Origin of the sequence: Streptomyces sp. NPDC127100 (assembly GCF_042724095.1) — a bacterium.
Lineage (GTDB): Bacteria > Actinomycetota > Actinomycetes > Streptomycetales > Streptomycetaceae > Streptomyces.
In genome coordinates this window covers 33,790-59,831 of record NZ_JBHXFL010000034.1, presented here as the reverse complement: position 1 = coordinate 59,831, position 26,042 = coordinate 33,790, and the positions used below count along the sequence as shown (strand labels likewise).

At 61.1% G+C, this 26,042-nt stretch carries 26 protein-coding genes; 9 read left to right on the top strand and 17 right to left on the bottom strand.

Going from position 1 to position 26,042, the window contains the following annotated elements:
- The first annotated feature begins 4 nt into the window (after positions 1-4).
- The 9 genes from ACFWJB_RS26145 to ACFWJB_RS26105 all read left to right on the top strand — a co-directional run bounded on the left by ACFWJB_RS26145 (position 5) and on the right by ACFWJB_RS26105 (position 15,945).
- A complete protein-coding gene (locus ACFWJB_RS26145; RefSeq protein WP_386925199.1) occupies positions 5-6,418 on the top strand; it encodes a phage tail tape measure protein in 6,414 nt (2,137 codons plus the stop codon).
- 3 nt (positions 6,419-6,421) lie between these two features.
- The gene (locus tag ACFWJB_RS26140) at positions 6,422-9,514 is read left to right on the top strand and encodes an Ig-like domain-containing protein (protein ID WP_383146386.1); all 3,093 of its coding nucleotides are present in this window, start codon (positions 6,422-6,424) and stop codon (positions 9,512-9,514) included.
- Between the two features lie 61 nt (positions 9,515-9,575).
- Entirely contained in the window at positions 9,576-11,363 is a 1,788-nt protein-coding gene (locus ACFWJB_RS26135; protein ID WP_386925197.1) for a LamG-like jellyroll fold domain-containing protein, read from the top strand.
- Entirely contained in the window at positions 11,360-12,106 is a 747-nt protein-coding gene (locus tag ACFWJB_RS26130; protein WP_383146389.1) for a hypothetical protein, read from the top strand. Before ACFWJB_RS26135 ends, ACFWJB_RS26130 begins: the two co-directional genes overlap by 4 nt.
- 81 nt (positions 12,107-12,187) lie before the next feature.
- On the top strand, positions 12,188-12,472 hold the full coding sequence (locus ACFWJB_RS26125; protein WP_383146391.1) for a hypothetical protein: 285 nt from the start codon (positions 12,188-12,190) through the stop codon (positions 12,470-12,472).
- A gap of 1 nt (position 12,473) precedes the next feature.
- Complete coding sequence (locus ACFWJB_RS26120) at positions 12,474-13,325, top strand: N-acetylmuramoyl-L-alanine amidase (RefSeq protein ID WP_386925194.1); 852 nt, start codon at positions 12,474-12,476, stop codon at positions 13,323-13,325.
- Positions 13,326-13,335: 10 nt separating this feature from the next.
- Complete coding sequence (locus tag ACFWJB_RS26115) at positions 13,336-13,785, top strand: hypothetical protein (RefSeq protein WP_383146395.1); 450 nt, start codon at positions 13,336-13,338, stop codon at positions 13,783-13,785.
- Positions 13,786-13,826: 41 nt separating this feature from the next.
- Positions 13,827-15,308 (top strand): hypothetical protein, encoded by a 1,482-nt coding sequence (locus tag ACFWJB_RS26110; protein ID WP_386925192.1) that lies wholly within the window; start codon positions 13,827-13,829, stop codon positions 15,306-15,308.
- A 283-nt stretch (positions 15,309-15,591) separates the two neighbouring features.
- The gene (locus ACFWJB_RS26105; RefSeq protein WP_386925190.1) at positions 15,592-15,945 is read left to right on the top strand and encodes a hypothetical protein; all 354 of its coding nucleotides are present in this window, start codon (positions 15,592-15,594) and stop codon (positions 15,943-15,945) included.
- A 924-nt stretch (positions 15,946-16,869) separates the two neighbouring features.
- On the opposite strand, the gene ACFWJB_RS26100 is transcribed toward ACFWJB_RS26105, so the two are convergent.
- The 17 genes from ACFWJB_RS26100 to ACFWJB_RS26020 form a co-directional block, all read right to left on the bottom strand.
- The gene (locus ACFWJB_RS26100; RefSeq protein WP_383146437.1) at positions 16,870-17,166 is read right to left on the bottom strand and encodes a hypothetical protein; all 297 of its coding nucleotides are present in this window, start codon (positions 17,164-17,166) and stop codon (positions 16,870-16,872) included.
- Between the two features lie 16 nt (positions 17,167-17,182).
- Positions 17,183-17,716 carry a hypothetical protein gene (locus ACFWJB_RS26095; protein ID WP_383146434.1) on the bottom strand — a complete coding sequence of 178 codons (534 nt, stop codon included), beginning with the start codon at positions 17,714-17,716 and terminating at the stop codon, positions 17,183-17,185.
- Positions 17,717-17,744: 28 nt separating this feature from the next.
- Positions 17,745-17,915, bottom strand: a complete 171-nt coding sequence (locus ACFWJB_RS26090; protein WP_386925188.1) for a hypothetical protein — start codon at positions 17,913-17,915, stop codon at positions 17,745-17,747.
- A gap of 1 nt (position 17,916) precedes the next feature.
- Entirely contained in the window at positions 17,917-18,231 is a 315-nt protein-coding gene (locus tag ACFWJB_RS26085) for a hypothetical protein (protein WP_386925186.1), read from the bottom strand.
- On the bottom strand, positions 18,231-18,422 hold the full coding sequence (locus ACFWJB_RS26080; RefSeq protein WP_383146427.1) for a hypothetical protein: 192 nt from the start codon (positions 18,420-18,422) through the stop codon (positions 18,231-18,233). The genes ACFWJB_RS26085 and ACFWJB_RS26080 overlap by 1 nt, the downstream gene beginning before the upstream one ends.
- Positions 18,423-18,934: 512 nt before the next feature.
- Positions 18,935-19,306, bottom strand: coding sequence for a hypothetical protein (locus ACFWJB_RS26075; protein WP_383146426.1), 372 nt, complete (start codon positions 19,304-19,306; stop codon positions 18,935-18,937).
- Positions 19,299-19,643 carry a hypothetical protein gene (locus tag ACFWJB_RS26070; protein ID WP_383146425.1) on the bottom strand — a complete coding sequence of 115 codons (345 nt, stop codon included), beginning with the start codon at positions 19,641-19,643 and terminating at the stop codon, positions 19,299-19,301. Before ACFWJB_RS26070 ends, ACFWJB_RS26075 begins: the two co-directional genes overlap by 8 nt.
- Before the next feature lie 582 nt (positions 19,644-20,225).
- Entirely contained in the window at positions 20,226-21,428 is a 1,203-nt protein-coding gene (locus tag ACFWJB_RS26065; RefSeq protein ID WP_383146419.1) for a PD-(D/E)XK nuclease family protein, read from the bottom strand.
- Between the two features lie 17 nt (positions 21,429-21,445).
- Positions 21,446-21,652 (bottom strand): WhiB family transcriptional regulator, encoded by a 207-nt coding sequence (locus tag ACFWJB_RS26060; RefSeq protein WP_383146416.1) that lies wholly within the window; start codon positions 21,650-21,652, stop codon positions 21,446-21,448.
- A gap of 17 nt (positions 21,653-21,669) precedes the next feature.
- Complete coding sequence (locus ACFWJB_RS26055) at positions 21,670-22,014, bottom strand: hypothetical protein (protein ID WP_383146413.1); 345 nt, start codon at positions 22,012-22,014, stop codon at positions 21,670-21,672.
- 154 nt (positions 22,015-22,168) lie between these two features.
- Positions 22,169-22,948 carry a DNA-methyltransferase gene (locus ACFWJB_RS26050; protein ID WP_383146410.1) on the bottom strand — a complete coding sequence of 260 codons (780 nt, stop codon included), beginning with the start codon at positions 22,946-22,948 and terminating at the stop codon, positions 22,169-22,171.
- Positions 22,945-23,538, bottom strand: a complete 594-nt coding sequence (locus ACFWJB_RS26045; protein ID WP_386925182.1) for a hypothetical protein — start codon at positions 23,536-23,538, stop codon at positions 22,945-22,947. The genes ACFWJB_RS26050 and ACFWJB_RS26045 overlap by 4 nt, the downstream gene beginning before the upstream one ends.
- Positions 23,535-23,831 carry a hypothetical protein gene (locus ACFWJB_RS26040; RefSeq protein ID WP_383146699.1) on the bottom strand — a complete coding sequence of 99 codons (297 nt, stop codon included), beginning with the start codon at positions 23,829-23,831 and terminating at the stop codon, positions 23,535-23,537. Before ACFWJB_RS26040 ends, ACFWJB_RS26045 begins: the two co-directional genes overlap by 4 nt.
- Before the next feature lie 20 nt (positions 23,832-23,851).
- Complete coding sequence (locus ACFWJB_RS26035; RefSeq protein ID WP_383146696.1) at positions 23,852-24,034, bottom strand: hypothetical protein; 183 nt, start codon at positions 24,032-24,034, stop codon at positions 23,852-23,854.
- The gene (locus ACFWJB_RS26030; protein WP_386925179.1) at positions 24,018-24,563 is read right to left on the bottom strand and encodes a RusA family crossover junction endodeoxyribonuclease; all 546 of its coding nucleotides are present in this window, start codon (positions 24,561-24,563) and stop codon (positions 24,018-24,020) included. Before ACFWJB_RS26030 ends, ACFWJB_RS26035 begins: the two co-directional genes overlap by 17 nt.
- A gap of 32 nt (positions 24,564-24,595) precedes the next feature.
- A complete protein-coding gene (locus tag ACFWJB_RS26025) occupies positions 24,596-24,721 on the bottom strand; it encodes a hypothetical protein (RefSeq protein ID WP_383146690.1) in 126 nt (41 codons plus the stop codon).
- 190 nt (positions 24,722-24,911) lie between these two features.
- Positions 24,912-26,003, bottom strand: a complete 1,092-nt coding sequence (locus ACFWJB_RS26020) for a DNA polymerase III subunit beta (protein WP_386925177.1) — start codon at positions 26,001-26,003, stop codon at positions 24,912-24,914.
- Between the last annotated feature and the right edge of the window lie 39 nt (positions 26,004-26,042).

Here is a 26,042-nt window from a genome sequence, read left to right as displayed (position 1 = left end):
CTTCATGAACATCCAGGTTCGCGTCGCAGCGAACCAGGCGCAGGCGCAGCTTCGCGCCCTGCAGATGGGTGTTGCTGGGCTTAACGGAGGTCTCGCGACGACCGGCGCTCGTGCAGCCGGGTCGCAGCGCAGTCTTGCTGCCTGGGGTAACCAGATGCAGTGGACCGGCCGCCAGCTCCAGACCAACTGGACCTTGCCCCTGCTAGCAGCAGGCGCGGCATCGTTCAAGTGGCAAATGGATAACGAACAGGCCTTCACCAGAATTAGCAAGGTGTACGGCACCGCTGGCATGGCCGCTGCAACCATTCGGAACGAACTGGAAGCGCTCAAGGGCGCGTTCGAGGCGCTGTCCAATGTCTATGGCGTCCAGCAGAAGGAAGTGCTGGAGATCGCCGGTGACTGGGCGGCTGCCGGTGCATCCGGTATCGCGCTGGCGAAGGCGACGCAGCTCACCCTGCAGACGATGGTCCTTGGCGAGCTGAAGTCGGCCGATGCGACGCAGGCACTCATCGCAATTCAGGCGCAGTACGGCTACAACATCAAGGGCCTTACGAAGATCATCGCCACCCTCAACATGGTGGAAAACGAGACCGGCGTCTCAATGAAGGGCCTGATCCAGGGCTTCCAGCGGGCGGCAGGTGTCGCCCGTGGAGCTGGCGTGGATTACCGGCACCTGGCAGCGATGATCGCAGCAATCTCCCCCGCCGCAGGTGGTGCCGCCGAGGCCGGTAACGCACTCAAGACTATCTTCTCGCGTCTCGCATCTCCGACCTCGGAGTCGGCGCAGGTGCTCGGGCTCATGGGCATCAACCTGGACGACCTCAACTGGAAGTCGTCCAACGCTGGTGAGCAGCTCATGATCCTGTCGAAGAAGTTCGAGGGACTAAGCGACAAGCAGAAGGAAGTCGTCTCAACCGTTATCGCCTCGCGTTGGCAGATCAACAAGTTCTCGATCCTCATGCGGGAACTGTCTAGCGAGACTGGCTACTACCAGAAGGCACTGAAGGCCACCGCGGACGACGGCAAGGTTTATCTGCAGTTCCACAAGGAACTGCAGAAGGTGATGAGTTCTAACCCGCAGCGGATGAAGACCATCTGGGTCATGCTCCAGAATGCGATGACGGACATCATCCAGCCGCTCATCCCGATTATCCTATACCTAGCGAACTCGGTACGACTTCTGGTGTCGTCCTTCGCTAGTATGGACCCGGCACTCCAGAAGCTGATCCTGTTCGGCGTGCTCGCACTGGTCATGGTTGGGCCGATTCTCAGGTATGTCGGTTCGCTAATTACTCTTGTAGCAAGTATCGGCCAGGCGTTCCGACTGGTCCTGTTCCCGTTCACCGCGACACTCGGTGCCATGGTAACTGCCGTAACGGCGACATTCGGTGCCATGAGCACTGCCGTTGTCGGCGGAGCCAAGTTCCTCTGGTCTGGCGTGACTGCAGTCACCAGCTTCGCCTTCAGTACCATGATGGCTCTCGTCATGGCGTTCCCGGCGCAGGTGGCTGCAGTCATTTCGACAGCCAGTGCTCTGTGGAACACGGTCTGGCGTACGGCCTGGTTCGTCATGTATGCAGGCGGCTTGGTGGTCTGGCAGTACATCCAGACTGCGTGGGCTGCTACTCTGGCATGGTTCAGCAGGATCACGCCGATTCTCCTCGCTCAGTTGCGCCTAGTCTGGACGACGGGCTTCCTGGGCTTGAGCGTCATCATGTCGACAATCGGCGCGAGGCTCCGGGTTGTCTGGGCTGCGGTACAGACCAGCCTCATCGGTGTGACCATGGTCATCCAGGCGCGGATGCGAGCGATCTGGACCCAGATGTGGATGGCCCTCGCGGTCATTCAGATGACGATCGGTCGAGCAATTCGTGCAGCCTACGAAGGCCTGATGCTCGGTATCGCCGCAGTCTCGTCGGTGATTTACCCGGCAATCTCGCGTGCGTGGTATGCGATGATGTCTGGCATCTACGTCATCGTCAACGTCTGGAACCGTGCTATCAGTACGGTGTACCGAGTCATGATGATGGGCCTGTCGAGTCTGACGTACGTCGGCGGCGTCCTGGTCAGTGCAGCATGGACCGCAGTCACGACCGCCTGGCAGTACATCCTGCTCGGATGGACTTACGTAACGTCTGCCCTGTGGCGCGCCTGGGTGTTCGGCCTGAGCGGAGTCGTCATGTGGGGCGGCAGGATGATCGCCGCAGCATGGACTGCCTCGATGACTCTCCTGCCCCGCATCTTCACGGGTGCCTGGTCACTCATGGTCGGGATCGCCCGAGCAGGCTCCATGGCGGTATCCGGCGCGGCGGCGGCAGGCCGATACGGGATCACCCTCCTGGCGTGGGCCCCTGGGGCCGTAGCGGGCCTCTTCAAGGGCGGGTGGGCCGCGCTCCTCTGGATTTCCCGAGCGGGTATCTCGGGTCTGATTTCCCTCGCCGGTGCAGCCGTCTCGGCTATCGGCTGGCCGATCATCGCAGCCATCGCTGCCGTGGTGCTCCTCGTCGCGGGGTTCTGGGACGAGATCAAGCAAATCTGGAACAACATCGTTTCGTACTTCCAGAGCAGCGGAAACGGCCTGGTCGGTGCCGTACGAAACATCTTCGGCAGCCTCGGCAACGTGATGTCGAGGGTATTCAACAAGCTGCCCGAAAGCGTCAAGAACGCGATGCTGGCAGTCGTCCGCCTAGTGGCGGCTGCGGCTCGCAAGGTGTACGAGCTGTTCAGCTACATTAACCCGTTTGCGCACCACTCGCCTTCGCTGGTCGAGAACGTGACGAACGGTATGGCTGCGGTGCGAGCCCAGTTCGCCACCCTGTCGGACGTAGAGAAGTACGTGATGTCTGCGTACAACGTCCTTCAGAAGTTCGGCGGCATGGCGAACTCGATGGCCAATGCCCAGCAGGAGCGTCAGTGGGCTGACCAGCGCAAGAACATTGCGAAGGTCAACCCCGGCGCGGTGCCAGCGTTCGACGCAATGACTGGCGCGGTGCGTACGCTTACGCCGGTACTGCAGCGACTGCAGCAGGCCGTCGACGCCCAGCAGAAGGTTGTCGACGCGTGGCAGCAGAAGCTCGATGCAGCCAACGCGGCACTGGATAAGCAGAAGAACAAGCTCGATGCACTGCAGGCCGTGGCCGACAAGTACAGCCAGCAGCTGAGCGACGCCAAGAACCAACTGCAGGACTGGGCCGACACTCCGATCAAGGGCCAGCAGGCCATGTCGGACGCCATCTTCAATAACACGATGGCACAGAAGAAGCTGCAGCTCCAGATGATGGACATGGAGAAGGTCACCGGACCTCTCGATGACATTCAGTCGCGGATGAGCGCAATCAATGGCGAGCTGGACACGCTGCGGGGTATGCGGAGCAGCCTGGCGGCAGGTGGTGCTGGCTCCGAGATCCTCGGCGTCTATGACGCGCAGATCAGCAAGGTTGCCGGTCAGGGTAGTGGCCTCAGTGAGCAGGCGACGGCGCTGCAGGAGATGCAGAAGGAGCTGGATAAGCTCCAGACCGAGGGTCAGCGCCTCGATCTAGAGAACAGCCTCAAGTTCGATCCGCTGACGCGGCAGATCGAGCAGGCTAGCAAGTCCATGAAGGAGATGCCTTTCGATACGATCATGAAGGGCATCAAGGATAGCAAGGCTGAAGTCGACCGCCTGACCGACGCGTACAACAAGGCGAACGCCGAGGTTGACAAGCAGAAGAAGGTTGTCGACGAGGCGACCAAGGCTCGTGACGCAATCCAGGCTCGCTATGACGCCGAGAATGCGAAGCTAAAGAAGCTGAAGGATGCGTACGACGCGATCAACAACGCTGTCCAGTCACTGAACGACAGCTTGCAGAAGATGTCGAGTGCGGCCGACGACGCGATCCAGCGCGCCAAGGATGCTGCAGATAAGAAAAAGAAGAAGAAGGCAAAGAAGGGCGACGCCCTCTCCCCCGGAGCGCAGAACTTCAAGGACGCAGCAGGCGGCAACTTCCCTGACGTCGGCGGCACCGATCAGATCGGTCGCGAGGGCGGCCTGGGTGACCAGTCTAGTCAGATCGATGCCTTCACGAAGGACCTGGCTAAGCAGTCGTCCGACATGTTCGCGGGCCTCAATCCGCTCGGCCCGCTCAAGAAGTGGTGGGATCGCGCCTGGAGCTGGCTGAAGAAGTACATCGGCCCACTGTTCACTGGCCTGGGCGACTTCCTTGGTGCAGCGTTCGACAACATCCCGAACCCGTTTAAGGGCATGAGCAAGTGGGGTGGCGGCGCAAAGAGCGCATTCGGCGGGATCGCAGACCTCGCGAAGAATATGCTGGACACGGTCGTTGACGTCTTCACGACAATCTGGGGCTGGATTCAGGCCTTCTGGGACTTCGCACAGCCGATCTTCGAGATGGTCTGGGATGCGCTTGTCGACGGTCTCAAGAAGATGTGGGCCAAGATCTGGCCCGAGATCCAGAAGTTTGGCGAACTGCTGGGTCCGATCGGTGAAGCATTCAGTAACCTGTGGACCATCCTCAAGCCGATCATCGCGATCATCGCAGTCGAGGTAGCGGCGGCCTTCACGCTACTCATGGACATCATCGCCCATGTGCTGGGTCCGGTCTTGGAGATGATCGGCAGCGTCATCGGTGGTGTGATTCGAGTCCTGCGTGGCATCATCGAGTTTATTGTCGGCGTGTTCACCCTCGACTGGAAGATGGTCTGGACTGGCATTAAGGACATCTTCGGCGGCGCATGGGATGTCATCAAGGGTATCGTCAAGGGTGCCTGGGGTGTCGTCCTGGGCGTCCTCAAGGGTGCTATTGACTGGCTCGGTAAGGTCTTCGCCCTCATCTGGGACAAGGCAGTTAAGCCTGCCTGGAATGCAACGTGGGGATGGATCACCAAGACCGCAACCAACTGGGGCAACAACACCAAGAACTTCTTCGGCGGCATCAAGGACTGGATCGGTAGCAAGTTCGCGGCAGCCTTCGACGGCGTCAGCAAGTGGTGGAGTAGCACCTGGTCCACCATCTCGAAGCACGCAAGCAGCTACTGGGCATCCATCACCAAGCCGTTCAAGGATGCGTACAACTGGATCAGCAGTAAGCTGACCGGCATCTTTAGTACCGTCAGCAGCCACTGGCAGAGCGCATGGAAGGGCCTGGTTAACTGGTTCAAGGATGCCGCAGGTTGGATCGTAAAGCCGCTCAAGGATGGCATCAATGGTGCCATCGGTGCAGTCAACAAGCTGATCAGCGGACTTAACAAGGTTGCGGACATCCTGCCCGGCCTCGACTGGCACATCGAGGCTATCCCGAAGCTGGCCACCGGCGGCGGGATGCCGACCAAGCGAGTCGGTAGTGGCTTCCGTACGACCGGCGCTCGCGCCATCGTTGGCGAGGGTAATCCGAATCACCCTGAGTATGTCATCCCGACAGACCCACAGTACAAGCACCGCGCTTCGGCACTGTTCGCGATGCTCGCACGCGACCTGGGGTACGCCAAGAACGTCATCAACGGCAGCCCTGGAGCGTTCGCTGCGGGCGGCAGCCTGCCGATGCTTGCGGGAGGCGGCATCCTCGGTAAGATCAAGGACAAGCTGGGCGACGCTAGTAAGTTCTTCCTGGATCTCAACGGTGACATCATGTCGCACATCGCAAGTGGTGCGGCCACGTACATCATGAAGCCGTTCTCTCACCTCGCGGACGGGATGATCAACAAGATCGGGTGGAAGTTCGCCAGGGGCGCGATGAAGGGCTTCAAGGGTAAGGTGATGGATTGGATCGGCCTCGCGGATGATGCAGTTCGCCAGAAGGCCGACGAGGGCGGCTCGGCGAGTGTGCCGTCGGGTAAGATCAAAGACTGGATCATGAAGGCGCTCGGGATTATCCACAAGCCCGGCAGTCTGTCCAAGGGTATCTATAACATCATCATGCACGAGTCTGGCGGAAACCCGAAGGCGATCAACCTGTGGGACAGCAACGCCAAGGCCGGTCACCCGTCCAAGGGCCTCATGCAGACGATTGACTCGACGTTCAATCACTACTCGATCGCGGGACACCGAGACATCTGGAACCCGATCGACAACATCATCGCCGGTACTCGATACGCCATCTCGCGTTACGGCGAGGGATGGCTGAAGCGGGGCGGCAACAAGGACAAGAACGGCAACTACATCGGTTACGAGATCGGCGGCGTTTTGGGTCGCGTTCCGAACCTCGCCGAGGGTGCTTACATTCGCCGGAAGGTCGGCGGTACGCTCGTCCGCGTTGGCGAGGGCCGGACCGACGAAGCTGTCGTGCCGCTGCCGAACGGCATGGATGGCTTGGGCGGGAAGAAGGAGTACCACTTCCACGGAGACCTGGTATTCCCGAACATCTCGACCGGCGAAGACGCTCAGCGGTTCCTGGAGAACCTGGAAGACTTGGCGGCAGGATAAGGCATGGTTGCGCGAACCATTATCGGAAATTCGAAGTTCCTCACTCGGTTCACCGGCCAGAACGCATCGATCATCAAGAGGCCGGTCCACGACCTTCCCGACGGACGCTGCCTTGTCCTGTACGTGGACGAGAACGACGCGGCCTCGAACTACGGCACCAAGAACAACCAGCCGGTCATCAGGCTGTACATGGGTGACGTAGGTCGAACCGTCTGGACGCAGGTGGCAAGTTATACGCTGCCTGCGGGCCTGTTCCCGACCGGCGCGGCGGCCCTGCACTGCGGCTCTACAGTACTCAACGACGGCGGTCTCTTCTTTGCCTGGCGTGGCAACACGACCGGGACAAACAAGTACGGCCTGTACGGGGTCTTTTTCAACAGGCTGACCTCGACCACCTGGGCGAACCCGACCAGCTACGAGACCATCTTCATTCCACAGAGCCGCTACCCGTACCGCCTCGACCTGGACGTAACGAAGTCCAACCAGGTCGTCGTCGGCTGGATGTACAGTGCTGTTGACTCGACATCCAGTCCGATGGGCTTCGATATCTTCGTGCGTCTAGGCACGAACAACTATAAGGCTCTGACCGGCGGGTACGGCCTGGGAAGTACAGGCAACATTCACCCGCTGACCGGCTCCGAAGACTTCACGCTCGCGGTCGACCAAAGCTCTGACACGAACACGACGCGACTCATGTTCATGACTGCGGTCGTGTCTAGCAAGAAGGATTACGGAGATACCATCGGGTATCGCACGTTCCGCAACTCGGATGGCGTGACCCTCCAGGCCGGTTACGTAAAGACTGGCTTCAATGCTGGCCGAGGCGGAGGGCGTCGCAACGGCTGGATGTGGTCGACTGGTCCTGGCGAGTTCACCATCGTGGGCGGTATGGGCACAACGGCTCTAGAAGCCTACGTTGTGCGGTACAAGACCACGTCTGCGCTGACGGCGGCGGCCACGTTCTCGAACACCATCCCGGTGACGTATAACCCGCGCAAGCCGACCATGAACCGAGACGGCTCGCTTTACCTGGATGTCTCGGCCGCCTATGCCAACGGCAACTTCTCCGTGATCTATCACGACACCTCGGCATTCCGCGACCTGTACGGAAACATCAGGAGTGGCAACAAGGTCTGGTGGGACCAGGGCGTCTATGCCTGGGCGAACGGCGGCAAGTGGGTTGACTTGACCACCTCGTACGCGGATGCGCCAGCCGCAGCCGTCTACGGTGGATCTCGATACCCGAACGTCGATGGCGTGAGTGCTAGCACTCTGCTCATCTACTTCTCGCGCACCAAGCTGACGACAACAGATGCTGTCGCCGCGTACCACATCAACTGGACGCACCGGGCACCCAATAGCACTGTTCCGGGTGCTGGCTCCATCGTCAACAGTGGCACGCCAGTGCTTGGCGTGTACGCAGACATCGACCAGCCGACACCTCGGACGCCCGTCGTTATCCGCTGGCAGATCGCTAAGGACTCCGGGTTTACGCAGTCCCTCAAGGACTACTACTCGCGTTACTGGTATAGCGTTTCTGGTACAGACGTCGATGGCACGTACGTCTACTTGTCCGAGCCACTCCCCCAGGAGCTGGCCCTGTCTACCGGCACCTGGTACATCCGAGCTGCGCAAATTGACGGTTTCCAGCGACTGGGACTGTGGACCTCTCCGGCGCAATTCACCGTGTCCCACGCCCCATGGGCGAGCGGATTGTCGCCGTCTGGTGGTTCGATCTTCGCGTACGGCGCGGGTAACGTAACCTTCACATGGAGGTTCAACGACCCGTACACTGCCGACCATCAGAGCGCCTACCGCGTACTGGTGGAGACGAACGACGAAGCGCCGACGGTTGTGGTCGACACTGGCAAGATCACTGGCGCGGACAGCTATGCGACTGTCGCCATCCCGGACACGGCCAAGAACACCGAACTGCGCTGGTCGGTGCAGCTCTGGGACATGGACGACAATCCTGGCAACCTGAGCGCGTACGAACTTATCACAGTTGCAGATCCCCCGACCATCACGCCTGTCGACCCGGTGGACGGCGGAGTAGTCGACAACGCCAGGCCAAACATCCAGTGGCAGTTTGCCAGCGCACTGGACGCGACACAGGTAGCTTACCGCGTCTACTTCCTGAGCGATGGAGTCATGGTTCATGACTCCAATTGGATCAACAGTGACACCCAGTCGTACCAGGCGCCTGACATCATCCTGAAGAACGAGACATCGTACAGTATGGTGATCTCGGTCCGGGATAGTGCTGGCCTGGAGAACCAGGTGTCGGTCTCCTTCACCACCCAGTGGGATCTGCCTGCCGATCCAGACATCAACAGCCTGATCATCGATACGACGTTCTACGACAAGCTCGGCGCGGGCTACGTTAAGGTCACCTGGGCCAACCAGGCGACGGACCCGGACTTCCTGTCGTGGCGTTTGTATCGCAGGTACAACCTGGCCAACTCGGCGAAGGACGGCGACAAGGGTTTGGACTGGGAACTCATGCACGAGGAGTTCTCAGTGTCACCTCCCGACGGCGGCGACACGTACGAGTATCTCGACTACTCGGCTCCATCGGGTTACGAGGTTCACTACATGCTGACCCAGACCGCCGTGCGCTTCGGGTCCATCGTGGAGTCGAACAGGCCGGACTTGACCGACCCGGGCAAGATCGTCAATCTGTACTCGTCACACTACTGGCTGATCCTGCCGGACGCCGACGGCGACGTGGAAGACGTAATTCGGATCGAGCACGCCACCTCGGATTCGTACACGGATGAGTACGAGGAAGAGGTCATGACGCTCATTGGCCGAGGACGCCATGTCGAGAAGGGTGACCGGCTCGGCTACAGCGGCTCGCTCAATATGGAGCTGCGCTTCATCGAAGGTGTCTACAACACCGACGATCCGCGCCGCCAGAAGATCGACCTGGAACGCTTCGCGGCGATGCGCACCAACGTCTGGATCAGGTCCCCGTTTGGTGACCTATTCATGGCGTCGACTGGTGATATGCAGTTCGACCGCATTGCTGGTGTTGGTCAGAGCGAGTTTACGAACGTGACGTTGCCGTACAGGGAGGTGTATGTCAATGGCTAATACTCCCTCCCAAGATGTCATCGAGGCGATGATGGCTCCGGTCACTAAGGTGACCCGGAGTATGCAGATCTTCGAGGCCGATGGCGTAACTCCGTGGCGGCCTGACGACACGCCGGACACACTGCTTGACGGCACGGTCACGGTGGACTCTACTCGAGCCGAGCGACGGTCCTTTGACCTGACGATTGACAACTCGTCCGGCCTGTACACACGCGACCCGAACAAGGGGTTCTGGTACGACAAGGTTATCAAGCTGCGTCGGGGTGTGGAGTATGAGGCAACTCCACGGTATTCAGACTTCGTGCAGGCTCAGCGACCGGCTCTCTACTACCGTTTGGATGCGTCCACGACGGCGCTAGACCTCTCTAGCTACGGGGTCCACGCTACCCGGCACGGGTGGCCTGTCACGGTGCAGCCCCTCACCCGCAGCCCGGACGCCATAGGGAGTGTTCGGTTCGCAGACGACGGTACTTTTATGTCGTCTGGTCCGCTTCCGAGTAACCATCCAGCGGTGACGTCCGGCATCTTTACGATGGAGGCATGGGTTCGCCCCATCGGGTATGGGGGGCCTTGGGGAGGCGTCGTCTTCGGCCGCGATGGTATGGATGTGAGAATCCAGATCGCTGCCGACAGGAAGCTGCAGGCACTGATCAGAGACGCCAATGGAGACCTCGTCGTGTGTACGACGAGCTGGCAGGCCGTGGCGGGCAGTATCTACCACCTGGCCGCGACCTCAGATGGTGCGTATCTGCGTCTGTACGTCAACGGCCACCTGGAGGACACAAAGACATGGTCTGGATTGTACGTCTCGTCTACAAGCGGATTCTCGCTTGGTGGCGACGCGTCCAGTCCTAACTTTCAGGCGCGTGCTGACATTGACGAGGTTGCGTACTACGGTCGAGTACTCAGCGAGAACGAGCTGGCACAGCATTACACCCTGGGCCGGGGTCGCGAGAAGGTCACGCTCAAGTGGGACACGCAGATCGGCGAATTCCTTATCGACAAGATCGACGAGGGTCGGTTCCCGCGCCAGACGAAGGTAACCGGGCGCGACTTCGCCAAGAAGTGCCTCACGGCCAAGCTGCCGGTCGCAATGACCTTCGACAAGGACACGCCGATCGAGACTCTGATCCGCTCGATGGCTGCCAATGCGGGCATCAGGAAGTTCCTGCTGCCGACAACAGGCGTCGTCGTTGGCGAGGGTGCCGACTTCGACCAGGGTACCGAGCGCTGGAACGTCATGAGCAAGATCTGCGAGACCAGCGCATACGAGCTGTTCTTCAACGCGGACGGCTACCTCGTCATGCGCAAGCAGCTCGACCCGACCACGTCGCCCATCTCGCTGACGCTGCAGACCGGACAGCTCGGAAACCTGGTCGACTGGAGTAAGTCCACCACGGACACCGAGGTTTACAACCGCGTCATCTGTATGAGCGAGTCCAGTGACTCCACGGTGCTGCCGTTCTATGGCGAGGCCAGTAATACGGATGCAACCTCACCGACGAGCATTCAGCGCCTAGGCGAGCGCACCTGGATCTACACCAGCTCGTTCTTTACGAGCAACGCACAGTGTGCCGAAACGGCGCAACAGTTCCTGAGCGTGAAGGGCCTGGAAAGCTACGAGGTATCTTTTGAGCACCTCGTCTTCCCGTGGCTCGAAGCTGGCGAGATCCTGGAGTTCCTCGACCCGGACGCTGCGGCGTACGACCCGACGAGGTTTCTGTTGAGCACGTTCTCGATTCCGCTGAAGCTGGGTTCGATGAGTAGCTCGGCCAAGCGCATCATCATCGTATCCGACCTGGCCGGTGTTACCTTGGCCGAGGCGGTAGAGGAGGCGGCTTCCACATGACGCTCGATCGGTACGATTCCGCACTGAAGATGCGCGACATCATCCGTCGACTCTCACGTCAGGTCGTCAACACCGAGCGGCCCCCGGACAAGATCGGTCGCGTTGTCGACGTGGACCGAGGCGGCGGCACAGCCAAGGTGGTCTTTGCCGGTGACGAGGCCAACCCCGTCCGCGTTGCAGTCTTCCCCGGTATGCAGCCGCCGAAGACTGACCGCATCAACGGAGACGGCATGGGCTCCATCGTGCGAGTGTCCGGCCCGGTAGGCGGACGCTTCATCTCCGAGGTGCGCAGCGAGGCCGCGTACAGCAACAACCCGAAGCTGTTCAACCCGGCCTTCATGGCTGGCGGTGACGCCAATGACTCGCTGGTGAGCGAGGTTGCCGTACAGGTCGACGCACCTGCGGCAAGCAGTAGTGTCGACGTAGCAACGCTTACGGTGCCGAATCGCGCCGCCAACATCTCGATCAGTTGCGAGCTAGTAGGCTCAGGCGACTCCTTTGTGCAGACCGGCCGGATCATCTTCGACTGGTCTGCAGCTCAGGCCACAGTATTGACCGGCACTGTGGACGCCAGCTCGTCTACTGGCATGAACCTCACCTTCACCTACACAGTCAACGCGGATCAGGTCACTGTCACACTGACTCGCGGTACCGGCACGCGCACCTTCACGACGGCGAACGTCATGATGAGGTGCTTCGGGACCAACATCAGTATGAATGCTGAACCGGATAGCGGTGCGTGATGCACCCCGGCTCAATGGTTGATTGACCAAAGAGCCTCGGTCTACTATCCGCTCCGTATCCCCTGAAGGGAGTGAAGCCCAATGGCCACAGGTAGCACTCGCGAAGGCTGGGTGACTCGAATCACGAAGCTCGAGCCTCTCGTCACGCGCGGAACGATCGTGGCAGTGCTCGGCGTCGTCGGGATGATCCTGAACATCCAGTTCGCTGACGGCACGGTCGAGAACGTGATCAACATCATCCTGGCCGCCTTCGGCTTGCTGACTGCCGTGGTGTCGAGGGGCGCAGTCACCCCGAACACTAAGGTCATCAGCTACGACCCCGACCCGGCGCTGACCACGCCCAAGACGATCTACGGCGAGGAGTGACGTGAGTCTCAAGTTCGTCAGCAGGTCTGCTTGGGGGGCGAAGCCCTCCAAGTATGCCCTCACATACATATCCAGCACCAAGGGCGTCAAGATCCACTACGAGGGCTCGGTCGTCGGTGACCTGACCAGCCACTCCAAGTGTGACGACCACATGCGCGCGATTCAGGCTAGCCACCTGGCCAACGCCAAGGAGAACTACTCCGACATCGCGTACAACCTGGTCGTCTGCCCGCACGGGTACGTCTACGAGGGCCGAGGCGCGCACCGCAAGACCGGCGCGAACGGCAATCAGACCCTGAACATCGCGCACTACGCTGTCTGTGCGATGCTGTTCAAGGAGACGCCGACCGACGAGATGCTCAGCGGTCTGCGTGACGCGATCGAGTACCTGCAGAGCAAGGGCGACGCGGGCACCGAGATCCGAGGTCACAGGGACGGCTACGCGACGGAGTGCCCCGGTGAAAAGCTTTACGCCTGGGTCAAGAAGGGTGCGCCGCGACCGGCTGGCAGCACCAGCGGCGGCGGAACCACGAACACTTCCACCAACCCGCCTTCCACGACTCCATCTTCGGGCGCTCGTGGCTCGCTGGGTACGTGGCCCGGCGAGTCCGTGGTTGCCGTCGGCAAGAGCAACTCCCACGTGCTCAAGCTCCAGAAGCGGCTGCGGAACGCGCTTGGGGCATCCAAGGCCAAGCAGCTGAACCCGAACGGCGCGACCGGCTACTACGGCAGCGAGACCAAGGCCATGGTCACCTACGCCCTGCGCAACCACCCCGAGACGTGGAGCAAGGGCGCGACCAAGCACGACGGTCGGGTCGGCAAGCTGAGCTGGACCACCATCGACAAGCTCTAGGAGCTTCCGCATGACCCTCCCCATGAACCTCGTGCCGTTCTACGAACTGACGGCATATCGACCTTCCGATGGTGCGTCGTGCACCATCGACTTCCAGCTCGGCGGCGAGCTGATGCCGGACTCTCAGGGGTTCGCGAAGAAGATCCAAGACCTGATCAACACGGAGCTGGGCGAGGACGCCATCTCGACCCTCACCTACTACAACACCGTGGTGCAGACCGTGCGCCAGGTCGACAACAACCCGCCGGTGCCTGACCCGGTGCCCGAGGAGCCTCCGACGGACCCCGGCTCGGGCGACCAGGCGACTCCCGAGGACCCGGTGCCTGTACCGGACCCGACTCCCGAGCACCCGGTGGACCCGACGCCGACTGACCCGGCGACGGACACCTCGACGGACACGGACCCAGCGACGGACACGACGACCGAGCCGCCTGCGACGGACACCAGCACCACCCAGTAGCTAGGAGATGAGCGGTGCCGCTGCCTGATAACGTAACCCTCGTGACCGTCGAGGGCACGTATGTGGACTTTGCGGGCAACCCCAAGGTCGGTAAGGTTTCGTTCTCCAGGAGCGGCACCGTCGTCGACCCAGCAGCCAAGGTCATCATCACTGCAGGGACAGTCGAGGCGGAGCTGAAGAACGGCAAGTTCTCTATCCAGCTTCCCGCCACCGACGACCCCGACATCTCGCCGAACGGTGAGATGTATACGGTTACGGAGCAGCTTCAGAACGGCGGCGGTCGGCCGCCGTTCAAGCTGTCTCTACCGAGTTCGCTCACGCAGCCGGTAGACCTGACCACGGTTGATCTCGGTCAGCCGTCCGGGACGCCCATCACGAACTATGTGACGCTAGAGGCTCTCAATGCCGAAGCGGGGTTCCGGGCGTCCGGCGATCAAGCGATTCTCAACTCCAAGGGGCAGCCGAACGGCATCGTTCCGCTCGGGGCGGATCAGAAGATCGCGGTCCTGTACCTGCCTGACCAGTCTGGCACTTACGTGCCGGTCGTCCAGAAGGGCGCTGCAAATGGCGTCGCGACTCTGGACGCCAACGGCCGCATTCCGGCTGCACAGTACGATGCCGCCGTGGTCGTGCTGATCTCGACCAAGGGCGCGGCGAATGGCGTAGCCAGTCTCGACGCGTCAGCGCAAATCCCGCAGGCGCAAATCCCGACTGCCCGAGTGGGTGCAAGCGCTGCGGTACTGTTCGGCGCACAGGTCACAGGCGACACGCAGCAGCGCTTCCAGATTAACTCGGCTGGCACACTGCTGTTCGGCTCTGGGTCGGCCGCGCCGGACGTGCAGCTTCTGCGCGTCTCGTCGTCTATGCTGCGCACAATGGGCGGCATGGAGAGTCAGCAGGTCGGCGCGGGCCAGGTAGCGTTTGCTGCCAACCTGGTCAACGAAGGCTTCGACCGGTTCCGCATCTACCCCACTGGCACGATGGAGTGGGGTCCAGGCAACGCAGCGCGAGACGTCAACCTGTATCGAGGCGGCGCGGACCTTCTCAAGACGCAGGACAACTTCGAAGCGGCAAACTTCCCGTCCGGCGCATGGACGGACTGGACACCCACATGGACGACCTCGGGCACTACTGTACCGAGCTACGGCAACGCCACCATCAAGTGCAGGTACACCCAGATCGGCAAGACTGTGTTTGCTAACGTGTCGATTATCTTCGGCTCAACGACGAACTTCGGCACGGCTGGAAACGTCGACAACTGGCGGTTCAGTTTGCCAGTCCCTGCCGCCGCCATCACGGACGCGGCAGGTGTCATTGAGATTAACGGCTCGTCGGTCCTGAAGCGCATCACCTGTCGCGCCCGCTTGACTGCCACCACCTGGTGGGAGAATGAGATCATGTCCGGCGAGCCTGACGCCGTAGCGTTGACGAGTGCACAGGCGGGCATCGTGGACACCACGACTCCGTGGGCCTGGGCGAGCGGTCACTCGGTAAAGGGCTTCCTGATTTACGAGGCGGCGTGACACATGAATGGTCTCGCGAGGGAGGTGGCGATGCGTCGACCACGTCAAGGTTGGAAGGAGACCCTAGTGGGTGATCGCGCAAGAACTGCGGTCATCCTCGTGATTACTGCAGTGTGGGCTCTGAACTTCGGCGCGACGGTATTTGTCTCGACGTACAAAGCTCCTCCAGAAATCAACTCCATCTTCATGGGTACGGTCGGTGCTCTCTTGGCGACGGCACCCATCGGGAACCGGCGACGCGAAGAGCGAAGCGAGGAAAGTCGTTCCGCGACCCGGCGCGGCGATGAGTCAGGAGATCAAAGTGAGTAGGACGGCACAGAAGGTCTTCGGCGCGATCATCGCGATCATGGCCGTTGCGACCTTGGTGACTGGATTGTACTCGATCCACAACCAGGAACGCATCACGCGCTGCCAGGCCGACATCAACCACCAGTTCATCGTCCAGCTCCGGGCCCGAAACGAGATCTCGACGTCTGACCGAGAGTCGCTGGCTAGGACAATCCAGGGCTTCCTCCAGCCCGGCACGCGCGAGAGCCGGAAGAAGCTTCTTGAGGACTACCTCAAGACCAAGGAGGAGAACGATGCCAAGCGACAGAAGCACCCGCTCCCAGCACTCCCGAGCGATGCATCCTGCTAGGCCAGTTGTCAAGATTGCCGACCGCGCGTTCGTTCGCGTGGTTGGCGTAATCTTTGTGCTCGTGGCCCTGGCCACCTGGGTTCAAGTGCGGGATTGGCAAGAGTCATCTGCGACGCAGGGTGACCAGATCACCGCCTTGACGCAGGCGCTGATCGCAGAACAGCGCAACATCAAAAACGCTGGCGAAACGCCTGTCGCTCCCCCGCCGAGTCAGATCGTCAAAAACCCCGAAGTCGTAACCGGGAAGGATGGCGTCGATGGGCTACCAGGCCTCCCCGGCCGAGACGGCAAGGACGGCCGGGACGGAAAGAATGGCCGAGATGGCGCTAACGCAAGTCCTGGTCCATCTGGCGCGCCGGGCTCTCCGGGGGCCGTGGGCCCATCGGGGCCGCCCGGTCAAGAGGGAGCGCCCGGCGTCAACGGAGCCACCGTCACGGGTCCGTCCGGCCCGGAAGGGCAGCGTGGGGAGAAGGGGGACACCGGCGATCGGGGGGCGCAAGGTCCGCCTCCGTCGGGATGGACTTTCACCTACGGCGGCGTCACCTACAAGTGCAAGCCTGACGTCGAAGGCGGCACCAGCTATAACTGTGAGCCAGAGCAGAGCCCTGGTCCGAGTCCGAGCGCGCCGGACACATCATCGACGCTTCCGTTGAGTGTGCTCCAGGTGGCGCTACCGGGAGCCACCTTGCCTGTCTTGGCGCGACGGCGACAGAGGTTGTGCCCTGTTACGAAATTGTGACACACTACTCTCCGTGCACAAAACCCGGATGTGCACGAAGGGTGATGATGCATAGACAGGGGCCTAGGGGAAGGTCTAGAATTGGCCATGTTGCAAGGCTTCTGCTAATGGGGCGGCAGAAACCACGTGCCCCCGTGCGAGCTTGACCTTGAGTCGCTCGCACGGGGGCATTGTGGTGTCTGGAGTCAGTTCACCTTGTAGTCGGACCGCAAGTTGCCCGGCGTCATCGGTGCGACGTACCTCTCGGAGATCAGTCGCTCGTAGATGACGTTGGCGGCATGTCGAGAAATGCTGTACTCCGCCATGAGGCGCGGCTTCGAGATGAACCTTTGGCCCTTCTTGAAGCCCTCGTCTCCCGCCTCGATCTTCCCCTTTAGGGCCTCGAACAGATCGTTCGCGTCTCGCAGGGCCTGAGTTGCCCTGCGGCCCCCCGGAAAGCGTCCGTTATAGCCGCTGTCCCGGTATGCCCCTTGCTCGTGCATCTTCCCCCCCTCTCGGTTATCCGGCCCCGCCGGTACGCAGGAATGCCGGGAGCCAGGCCCGCTTCGGCTTGCGGGGCTCCGTCGCCTTCTTGTGCGCATACAGAAGGAATGCGAACTGGGCCAGTACGATGCACCCGCCCATGAAGTTCGTGTTGCCCAGCTTGAAGTCATGCGCCTCTTGGCCAGCCCGACTGGGGTCAGAGACCACATGAGTGACAGCCTGACCGATCATCAAGACAAGCACGATGTCGCAGGCGATTGCGATGTTGGCCCAGCCCTTACGGACCTCCAAAACGCGCCAGCCGGTGGACCGGTACTTGAGGTCTTCGGCTTCAAGTTCCATCGGCGTCTTGCCGTTGTGGATGATTCCCGTAACCGCCACGATCCCGAGCATTCCGCCAAAGATCAGCACCAGGTACAGCCACTGATGCCACATCTGGAATGCCATGACCGCGAGGCCGAAAGGTGCCGGGATCGAGTGGAGTGGCCTGCACCAGCGGTGCGGGCACATCCGGGTGGGCTTATAAGGCGGTTTCTTTTCGTCGGTCACTTTCGTGTCCCCCCTTGCGCTGTGTTGGTCACTCGTCGGGCTCGGAGACGGTGATGTGAATGGAGCCGCCATTGAGGCCGGAGTAGCTCACGCTGGCGATGTCGAGGATGTCGCCCTCGTGGTTGACCACCTGCACCGGCAGGTCATCGTTGCGGGACTGGGCATCCTGCACCTTTTCAACGAGTTCATCTCCGCGCATACTACTTCTCCTTCTTGAGGGGCAGGTCGGCGCCAATCCTCGCCGCCCCGCGATTGTCGGACCTGTGGATGGTGAGGCTGCCGACCGGCAGGTCGATGATTGCGACGCCGCCAGTGCTAGTAATCTCGTTCGCCTCCTTGACCGTGTCGTTCGAGAGGAAGTAGTCCATCTCGCCGATGGCCCAGAGAATGGCCTGCCTAAAGCTCGGGAACGTCTCGCAGGTGGCGTAGTTCTTCTTGCCCTCCTGGACCTGCTCCAGAAAGATGAAGTACTGGCCGTCGTTGGCCCTGATGATCTGCTCTTCGTCGGTTGCCATTACCCCTCATAGTTCTTTGGTTCCACGCAGATCCGAACCTCGCCGCCATGCTGCGTAGAGGCGATGACCTGAGAAACGTCGTACTCGTTGCCGTCCATGTCGACAACGCGGACCGGACGGTCGGCGCGAGTCTCGAACCCCGTCGCCTCCCGAAGCTGCTCCAGTACCGTCTCCGCGCTCAGAGTTGCCACGATTCAGCATCCTTTCCGCAATCATGCCGACTATGTAGCCAGCAAGGCACATTGCTACTGCCGTACCCAGTCCGGACCAATAACCGATCCAGAATGCGTGTCGGCTCTCCGTTGTGGCGTCGGCGAACCATGCCACTACGACTAGAGAGGACGCTAGCGCGGCGACTATCCACCACGGGCTGGTAAGCCCGGATAGGACGACTAGCGCTCCTCGGGCTGCCTTTCTCGCCGTCTCGGCGGAGGGCAGATGCGACATGCCTGACCTTCCGTGTGGCACAGTTCGTACCAGGTCCGGAAGGTGTCTCGCGACAGGGACATGACGTCCGACTTTCCGGAGAGCTGGAACTTGACGCCGAGGCCGTCCACGCCCGTGCGGGACCGTGTGACCTCGCGTACCTTGACGACTGCCCCGTAGACCCTGATCACGTCGTTAGTGAAGGGCCTGTCGCGCCTCACTCGCCAGATCGAGTTTACCGGGACGGTGCTGATCGCTTTGTCGAGCGCAGATGTCATCAGTAGGTCTCCCGCCTGCTGATCTGTGGTGCTGGTGTGTCGCTGATGTCGTAGTTCCCACCGGCGTAGTCTTGCGACTCGCGGCGCCACTGCCTCCTTTCTTCCTTGTCGGCCTCGGTCAGTGGCGGCTGGCCGTGGTCCTCCAGCCAGCGGTCCTCGGAGGCCGGATCGTCGGCCCACTCGCATCCGAGACACGCGCTACACGTAGGCCAGATTCCCCTTGCGGCGGTGAATTCACCGCGTGCTACTGCGGCATCAAGCTTCTCGTTGACGCCAGCGCAGTAAGTCCTGATCTCGTCGCCGTCGTCACTTTGGTTGAGGGTGTGGACGCCCTCGAAACCTGCGACGCGGATTCGACTGAGACTAGACATCGCCGTCCTCCTCCTCGACTGCACGCAGGTCAGACGCGCGCTGCCGCATGGCTGCCTCGTGAAGCGCTTCCGGCTGCTGGGCGCTCTCGCGGAACGCCTCCTCGTCGAGTGATCCCCAACCGTCCTGGAAGGCGAACCCGTTGCGCCCCGGCTCGGTGCTACGCGACCAGTCCCGGAAGTCTCCGGTGGCCTTCTTGTCGCGGTAGTACCTGTCCAGCAAGTCCTGGACTTCGGCGTCATCCGTCTGGGTGAGCTTGAGTACGCTCTCGTTGCCGAGCGTCAAGTCCAGCCAGCTGATGAATGCGTTCAGCTCACCGGCGTCGAGCTTATCAGACACTACTTCCCCCCTCGCGTTCTCGCTGTGTGACGACCCGGTCAACCCATTCTGGGATCGTCCCACCGTACCTGTCCTTGCGAGACCCGGTCTCGCCAAGCAGAAGAGCAGCCAGCTTGTCGAAACGATTCATGACTCGATTGGTAGCTTCCTCGATCGCATCCTTGGTCGTGTCATGCAGCTCGCTGAGCGACGTAGTGACAGCCTCGTTGAGTTGCGCGCGAACGAGTTCCGGGCCGTACTCCTTAACCTCTCGGAGAACTGCTCTGAGGTCAGCAGTTGCCTCGTTCGCTTCCCGAGTATGTCGCTTAAGTCGCTCAATTGCATCCTCCGCCTTTTCGATCTGAGTACGTTTATCGGGCATTTATCGCTCCATGCTAGTGCGATCGATCCGCCACGCGTGCGGGAAGAGGAAAAATGTCACCCATAGCAGTGACATCAAATAAACTCGGTGAACGGCAGCGCCTCGCAACATACGCCGAACCTCGCAGCGCAGGAGGAACTGCTCCTGGGGGGAGTAGTTCAACGAGATCATGCGCTGAAAGGCTGCGTCGATGTAGCAGTCGTAGAGGTCGCCGTCGTCCACTACTCTTCTTCCTTCTTCTTTTTGCGCTTGACCACGACCTGACGCCTGCCGGGCGAAGTCCACATGGCGTTCTCGATAGCCGCCCACTGCTCCGGAGTGACGCGCGGGTCATGCTCCAAGGCGTCGATCTTCTTGATGCCGTAGTCGGCCAGCTCGGTGGCGATCTGTGGGCCAACGATGGCGGCAAACAGATCGGGCTTGACGTGGCGACGCCCGCCGCGCACTCCCCCGGTGTTCAGCTCGAACTCGCCATCGAGGGTCTCGAGGTTCGTCAGACCGATGTCGTCCATGTGGCCGTTGATCAGCTTCTCGACACTCTCGAGCAAGTCGTTGCGTGCCTTGTTCGCCGACTTAATCTCGTAATGCAGCGCGATGAGCTGGTCGAGGCTCATGTCCAGCTCGCCGCCCACGGCGTCATGCTTGCGCAGGGCCTTGCAGGCGGCCTTACGAACGCACCAGCCGCACTCGTCGTTGATGGTTTCGCGAGCCTTCTCGACGGGCGTGTCGATGATGCTCTGCAGCTTCGCCTTGAACGTACGGAACGTCAAGATGTCATCGTCGCGCGTAAAGCACGCACCTACTTCTTCGCCGCGCAACTGGTCGAGGATTACCCAGATGCGCTTCGCGTGGGGGAACCTGATTCGGTAGGCGAGGGAGTAGATCTTGGGCTGGATCTCGCCCTTAACCTCGTCCGGCGCGAGCTGGTTGCGCCAAGTCTTGTAGTCCACCACCCTGACCTCTTCCGGGCACGGACTGGAACACTGGCACTCCACCGTGCCGCCGATCCTGTCGACGCGGTCGCAGATGTAATTGACTCGCATCTTGCGTGCGGTGCCGTCGGGGAGAGTGTAGGGCAGCTCGAAGTGATCCTTCACCTCGCAGGACAGAACCTCGATGCCATCGAAGTTGTTGCGAGCGTGCCACTTGCGCACCATCTGCTCGCCGTCCTTGAAGACGTCCGACTGGAGGTCGTAGTCGCTCATCGTCTCCAGGTACGCCATCATGTAGCAGCTCAATAGAACGTTGAGTTCCTGCGGCTGCACCTTCTCGATGACTGTAGCCTGGACGTACTTCTCCAGTGCGAGGTGAACCGTACTGCCAAGGTCAGCCGCCGATGTTCCGGGCGTACGGCCACCCTTGACGTACTCGGCATCGAACCGCTTCAAGCAGCCGCTAGCACACTTGAAGGCCGATGCACTCATAGAAAATGGAAGCACTTCTAGTCATCCTGTCGTCTCTGCATGACGCCTGCCCAGACGCCATACTCCGCCCCAATGCGCTGCCGGTACTCCGTACACTGCGGTCGGACTCCGCAGTTGAAACAGACCTTAACGGCGGACCGGTAGGACTCGCCACGCTCAGGGAAGAACGGGTCGGGCTGACCCCGCCGAGGCGGAGGCAGCTTACGACACGCAGCGTGCTCCATCCAGGACTCCGGACGGCTCAGGAACTTGGCGTTGAGCCCTTGCCCTGCTTTGACCGTGAGCCGTCCGTGCCCGCATCCGCAGGCTTCTCCGTTGCGACCGGTGCTGGCGCCGTCGGGAAGCCTTCCGTCGTTTTCGAGGAGGCGGCAGACTCCGTTACAGTATCGCCTTTTGGGTCGACCTCCTCGACGATCTCCCCGTCAGGCGTTACGTTTTCAACAGTGAGACCTCCGTACTGCTCCGAATCCTCTTCGGATTCGACGGCCGGGTCCTCGTACCGGGGGCGGAAGTCCTTGATGTAGGACGTAGGCCGATCCGGTGCGACAGCCGAGTACGGGAAGATCTCCTGAGGTTCGTCGGACATAACCTCTCCTAGCTCTACCGATCTAGGCGGTGATCGTAGCACCGATACCCGTCTCTGTAGAAGCGTGTCGGCGTGGCGGCGCAGGTCTTCCCTATAGCGCCGTCGTACGCCGAGCAGGGGTTGCGTCCGTTATGCCCTACGAAGTCTGCCCAGTCTAGAAAAGTCCGTGACCCACCTCGGCAAGACGCTTAGCTGCCTTCTCGTAGCGCACCTGGTCGTACTCGATGCACAGCGCCGAACGACGGTTCTTGCGAGCCTGCAGGGCCAGGCTGCCCGAGCCGCCGAACGGGTCCACGATCAAGTCGCCCGGATTGGTGGACCACTTGATGAAATGCTCCAGCAGGCCGCCTGGCTTCTCGTGCGGGTGGATGTTCGTACCCGGCCTGACCTGAGGTACGTGCAGTACGCCGTTGCGTCGCTGGACGCCCTCACTCGGCTTGCGTCGACCCTTCTTGAGGTACAGGATCATCTCGTGACCCATGCCCCAGCCGTCCAGGTCGCCCATGCCGGGGCCGTCCTTCTCCCAGATGAGCAGGGCGTTGAACTTGTAGCCGTGCCTGGACTCCAGCCATCGAGCCACGTCGTACCACTTGTCGAGCACCTGCCACGCCGTGAAGACGTACATGTCGCCTTCCGGTGTGGTCAGCGGGCAGAGCGCGTCCATCACGCCCTTGAAGGCCTCGATGGCCTTCTCGGGCGTTTCGTCGTTCGCGATCTTGGTGGTGTACTCCTTGCCGTGCTGGGTCACCGCCATGTTCGACTGGTTGTCGACCCCGAAGGGCGGGTCGGTGATGATGCAGTCGACGCGCCCCTGCAGCTTGGCGATCACGGCAGGATCGGAGAAGCGCTCGATGCTGTCACCTTGCCAGATCTGCTGGAACAACGGCTTGCCGTTGACCATCTCAACTTCGGGGCGCGCGGGGGCGTCCGTCACTTTCCTGCTCCGATCTTCTGGATGGCCTCATTAGCCTTGGTGATGGCCTCGTACATGCGCGTCTTGGTGAGGTTCACATTGGAGTACCTGCCGTACGCGTCTCGCCGGTGAATGTCGAAGCTCTTCTCCAGGACGCGAGTCTGGTCGTGCGGCTGCATGGCCATGATGATGGTGCCGTCAGTCGTCACGCCATACATCTGGATGGCCTCGAACTTGTCGGGCTCGTACTTCACCTTTCCCGCGACGCGCTGCATCTCCTTGTACGCCTTGTCCTGGTCCTTCTCGTTGATGATTTTGACCCACGCCTGACACAGGAAGACCCAGCCGAAGAAGCGAGGCGGCATCTGCCTTCGGACGATCTCGTGTTGGACCAAAAGGGCCATCGGGAGCAGCTCCAGCACATCCGTCGGAGTACCGCCCCCAGCCTCGACCGCGTGCCACATGGGCTGCGGCAGTCCAGCGTCCTGGAGGTACACCTCGCCGGTCAGGGTCTCGTGCATGCTCATGATCGCCGCCCCGCGCTGCCACACCTTGGGGTCGCGCACGATGTCCTCGAAGTGGCCGCGCAGTCGCTCCGCGTTGTCCTTCACAGCTCCACCCACAGCTTTCCAGAATAGTCGATACGTCCACGCTGGACCTCGAACAGTGTCCTGAGCCCGATCCACTCACCAGGGCAGTGAGTCGTCAGCGTAAGCTCCATGCCGCCGCACATCGAGCACATCTCGACGCCGTGGACGCAGAACGCGCACTCGTCGTCCCGGCAATCGCGTTCGTCGTCCTCGTGCGGATTGGCCATGTCGTGCGGCAGCGGACCCGAGAAGTCGAGCCGCGCCCTGCGCAGCAGTCCCTCTAAGCGCTCAGACGCGCCGTCGTTCGAGTCCATATTGTCCCCCCCAGTAGCCATCAGCGTACCCTCTTGCCCTTCTTGATGACGTGTCCGCAGATCTCGCACCAGTAGTCGTAGCAGTCGAGCAGGTTGTTCAGCGCAACCGGCTCGGCTTCCGGAATGTTCACCCCGTGCGCCGTACAGAACCAGATCGATCCGACGGTGTACGCGACGATGACCGACTCAGAACGGGAGGTCATCGGGGAAGCCTCCCTGCGGAAGATCGACCATCGGAAGCTCCTCACCATCCTCCTCCCAGGCCATGCCCAACTCTTCTAGTAGCGCACGACCGAGCTTGACGACCGGGTCCTCGCGCGCGCCGACCGGCGAGACGCCCACGATGACTCGCTCGCGCACGTTCGGCCCCTGCTCGAACAGGTAGTTCTCGATTCCGACACAGTCTCGGTCGTTGCCGAACAGTACGCCCTGACAGGCATCCTCGGTTGCCTTTGTCAGGTTCGTCAGGTCGGCCTCGTGCTTACGGTGCTCAACCTGTCGCTGCGTCGTGTAACTGTCCTGGCGCCGCCAGAAGTAGTACCTAGCCTCGAACAGGCCCGGCACCATGAAGGTGTCGTACAGGCTCAACTGCTCCTTGACGGCCTGCTTGTACGCGTGGAGCTGCTGGTCGCGGCCAACCTGGGCGAACATGCCGCCGCTCTTCTTGTTGCGGCCTACGCTCAACGGCCCGATCCGCCAGGGCTCGGGGTTGATGTCCAGGTTGTAGTACATGTATCCATCACCAGTGATGATGGACTTCTTCCTTACAGGTTCCACGCCCACTCGATTCCCTTGATCAGCAGTACCACGAGGAAGATCAGGAACAGGAAGAAGATGACACCGCAGCTGACCTTGACCCAGCGAGGCGGTTCGTTCGATCCGTTCGTCAACTCAGTCTCCCACTCAAAGAAGTCCTCCGCGCGAGGCGGCCCAGCAGGTGGCATGTCCCTCTCCATCATTCGGAGGGGTCCATGGGCCCCTCATCATGAAGAGCCTCGTGGTGCCCCGTCCCTGTGTCGGCACGGGGCACCCTGCAGGCCCCTCCCCCGGTGGCACTCTATCGCGCCGCTAGGGTCAACATCACCCAGTAATCGGCATAACCCAGGCGGTGTACCCACCGGGCTTCTCGAACTTCAACGTCTTCTTGAGTGGTCCGCCGCTGGCACTGCTGTCGTACGCCTGTGCCGACGAGTAGTGAATCGTACACAGGCCCTCGCCGTTCGTGAGGGCGTCACTGAGGTACTTCGGGTTGATGCGGATCTCGACGCGATGGTCGTGAGTCGCCTGGCCGGGCACGCTCATGATGTCACGCGCGCGGTCGGTCTCGCTAGCCACCATGGCGGCGATCTGCTGTCGACCGATCCAGAAGGTGAGCTTCTTGCTGACGCGGTCATTGGTGTTGATGGCAGACGTCAGGTCGATCATGTCGGCAAACTCGTCGGCGTTGACCTGGACCTTATCGGTGTACTCGACTTCGGCGAGCTTATCCAGTACCGCTACCGGATACTCGGTGCCGAGTGCGATGACCTTGATCTGCGTGTCGTCGTCCGGCATCACGAGCGCATTGAAGCCGTCGAAGCCGAACTTGACGTCACCCTTCAGAGTCGATAGAAACTTGATAGCCGAAAGTGGCAAGGTGATACCACCCTCGGCTACCTTCAGGGGGTAGCGAGCGAACTTGTACCGATCGGTAGCGACGACATGCTCGCCGGTAAAGTGCACCGAGTTGAGCTGCGCTTCGCTTGGACCGGCTGCCGCCCAACTCACGTTATTGAGGGCAGCCGCCAGGCCGGACACGTCAGTGAGGTCATCCGAGTCGAAGATATCCCACTCGGGATAGGAAGCCATGTCGAGTAGCTGGAAGCCAGCTCGCATCATGCCAGAGGTGACGATCAGCTCGACGCCGCCCTCCTTGGTCTTCTCGGGCTTGAGCGTGACCTGGCGGCCGTTCTTCAGTTTGCTGACCATGCCGCCGAAGGCGTTCGCCGACAGACGCCACTGGACATCCTCGCCCTCGCACTCGACGGCAGGAATCCACGTCGTGATGTAGGTGTCCAGGTCCGTCGCGCGGATCGACACCTGCTTGTCACTGGGCATCACCTCGATGACGATGCCGTGCGCCTTATCGAAGGCCGCGCCCTTACTGGGTGCAATGCCTACCGCTCTGCTCACAGCCTCAACGAAGATCGTGGTGTCAAAAGTTACGCTTGT

Excerpts from the sequence above, each read along its gene's own strand:
- ACFWJB_RS26145 (WP_386925199.1), top strand. The coding sequence starts at position 5 with ATGAACATCCAGGTTCGCGTCGCAGCGAACCAGGCGCAGGCGCAGCTT.
- ACFWJB_RS26140 (WP_383146386.1), top strand. The coding sequence starts at position 6,422 with ATGGTTGCGCGAACCATTATCGGAAATTCGAAGTTCCTCACTCGGTTC.
- ACFWJB_RS26135 (WP_386925197.1), top strand. The coding sequence starts at position 9,576 with ATGCAGATCTTCGAGGCCGATGGCGTAACTCCGTGGCGGCCTGACGAC.
- ACFWJB_RS26130 (WP_383146389.1), top strand. The coding sequence starts at position 11,360 with ATGACGCTCGATCGGTACGATTCCGCACTGAAGATGCGCGACATCATC.
- ACFWJB_RS26125 (WP_383146391.1), top strand. The coding sequence starts at position 12,188 with ATGGCCACAGGTAGCACTCGCGAAGGCTGGGTGACTCGAATCACGAAG.
- ACFWJB_RS26115 (WP_383146395.1), top strand. The coding sequence starts at position 13,336 with ATGACCCTCCCCATGAACCTCGTGCCGTTCTACGAACTGACGGCATAT.
- ACFWJB_RS26105 (WP_386925190.1), top strand. The coding sequence starts at position 15,592 with ATGAGTCAGGAGATCAAAGTGAGTAGGACGGCACAGAAGGTCTTCGGC.
- ACFWJB_RS26100 (WP_383146437.1), bottom strand. The coding sequence starts at position 17,166 with ATGCACGAGCAAGGGGCATACCGGGACAGCGGCTATAACGGACGCTTT.
- ACFWJB_RS26090 (WP_386925188.1), bottom strand. The coding sequence starts at position 17,915 with ATGCGCGGAGATGAACTCGTTGAAAAGGTGCAGGATGCCCAGTCCCGC.
- ACFWJB_RS26085 (WP_386925186.1), bottom strand. The coding sequence starts at position 18,231 with ATGGCAACCGACGAAGAGCAGATCATCAGGGCCAACGACGGCCAGTAC.
- ACFWJB_RS26075 (WP_383146426.1), bottom strand. The coding sequence starts at position 19,306 with ATGTCTAGTCTCAGTCGAATCCGCGTCGCAGGTTTCGAGGGCGTCCAC.
- ACFWJB_RS26065 (WP_383146419.1), bottom strand. The coding sequence starts at position 21,428 with ATGAGTGCATCGGCCTTCAAGTGTGCTAGCGGCTGCTTGAAGCGGTTC.
- ACFWJB_RS26060 (WP_383146416.1), bottom strand. The coding sequence starts at position 21,652 with ATGGAGCACGCTGCGTGTCGTAAGCTGCCTCCGCCTCGGCGGGGTCAG.
- ACFWJB_RS26055 (WP_383146413.1), bottom strand. The coding sequence starts at position 22,014 with ATGTCCGACGAACCTCAGGAGATCTTCCCGTACTCGGCTGTCGCACCG.
- ACFWJB_RS26040 (WP_383146699.1), bottom strand. The coding sequence starts at position 23,831 with ATGGACTCGAACGACGGCGCGTCTGAGCGCTTAGAGGGACTGCTGCGC.
- ACFWJB_RS26035 (WP_383146696.1), bottom strand. The coding sequence starts at position 24,034 with ATGACCTCCCGTTCTGAGTCGGTCATCGTCGCGTACACCGTCGGATCG.
- ACFWJB_RS26030 (WP_386925179.1), bottom strand. The coding sequence starts at position 24,563 with ATGTACTACAACCTGGACATCAACCCCGAGCCCTGGCGGATCGGGCCG.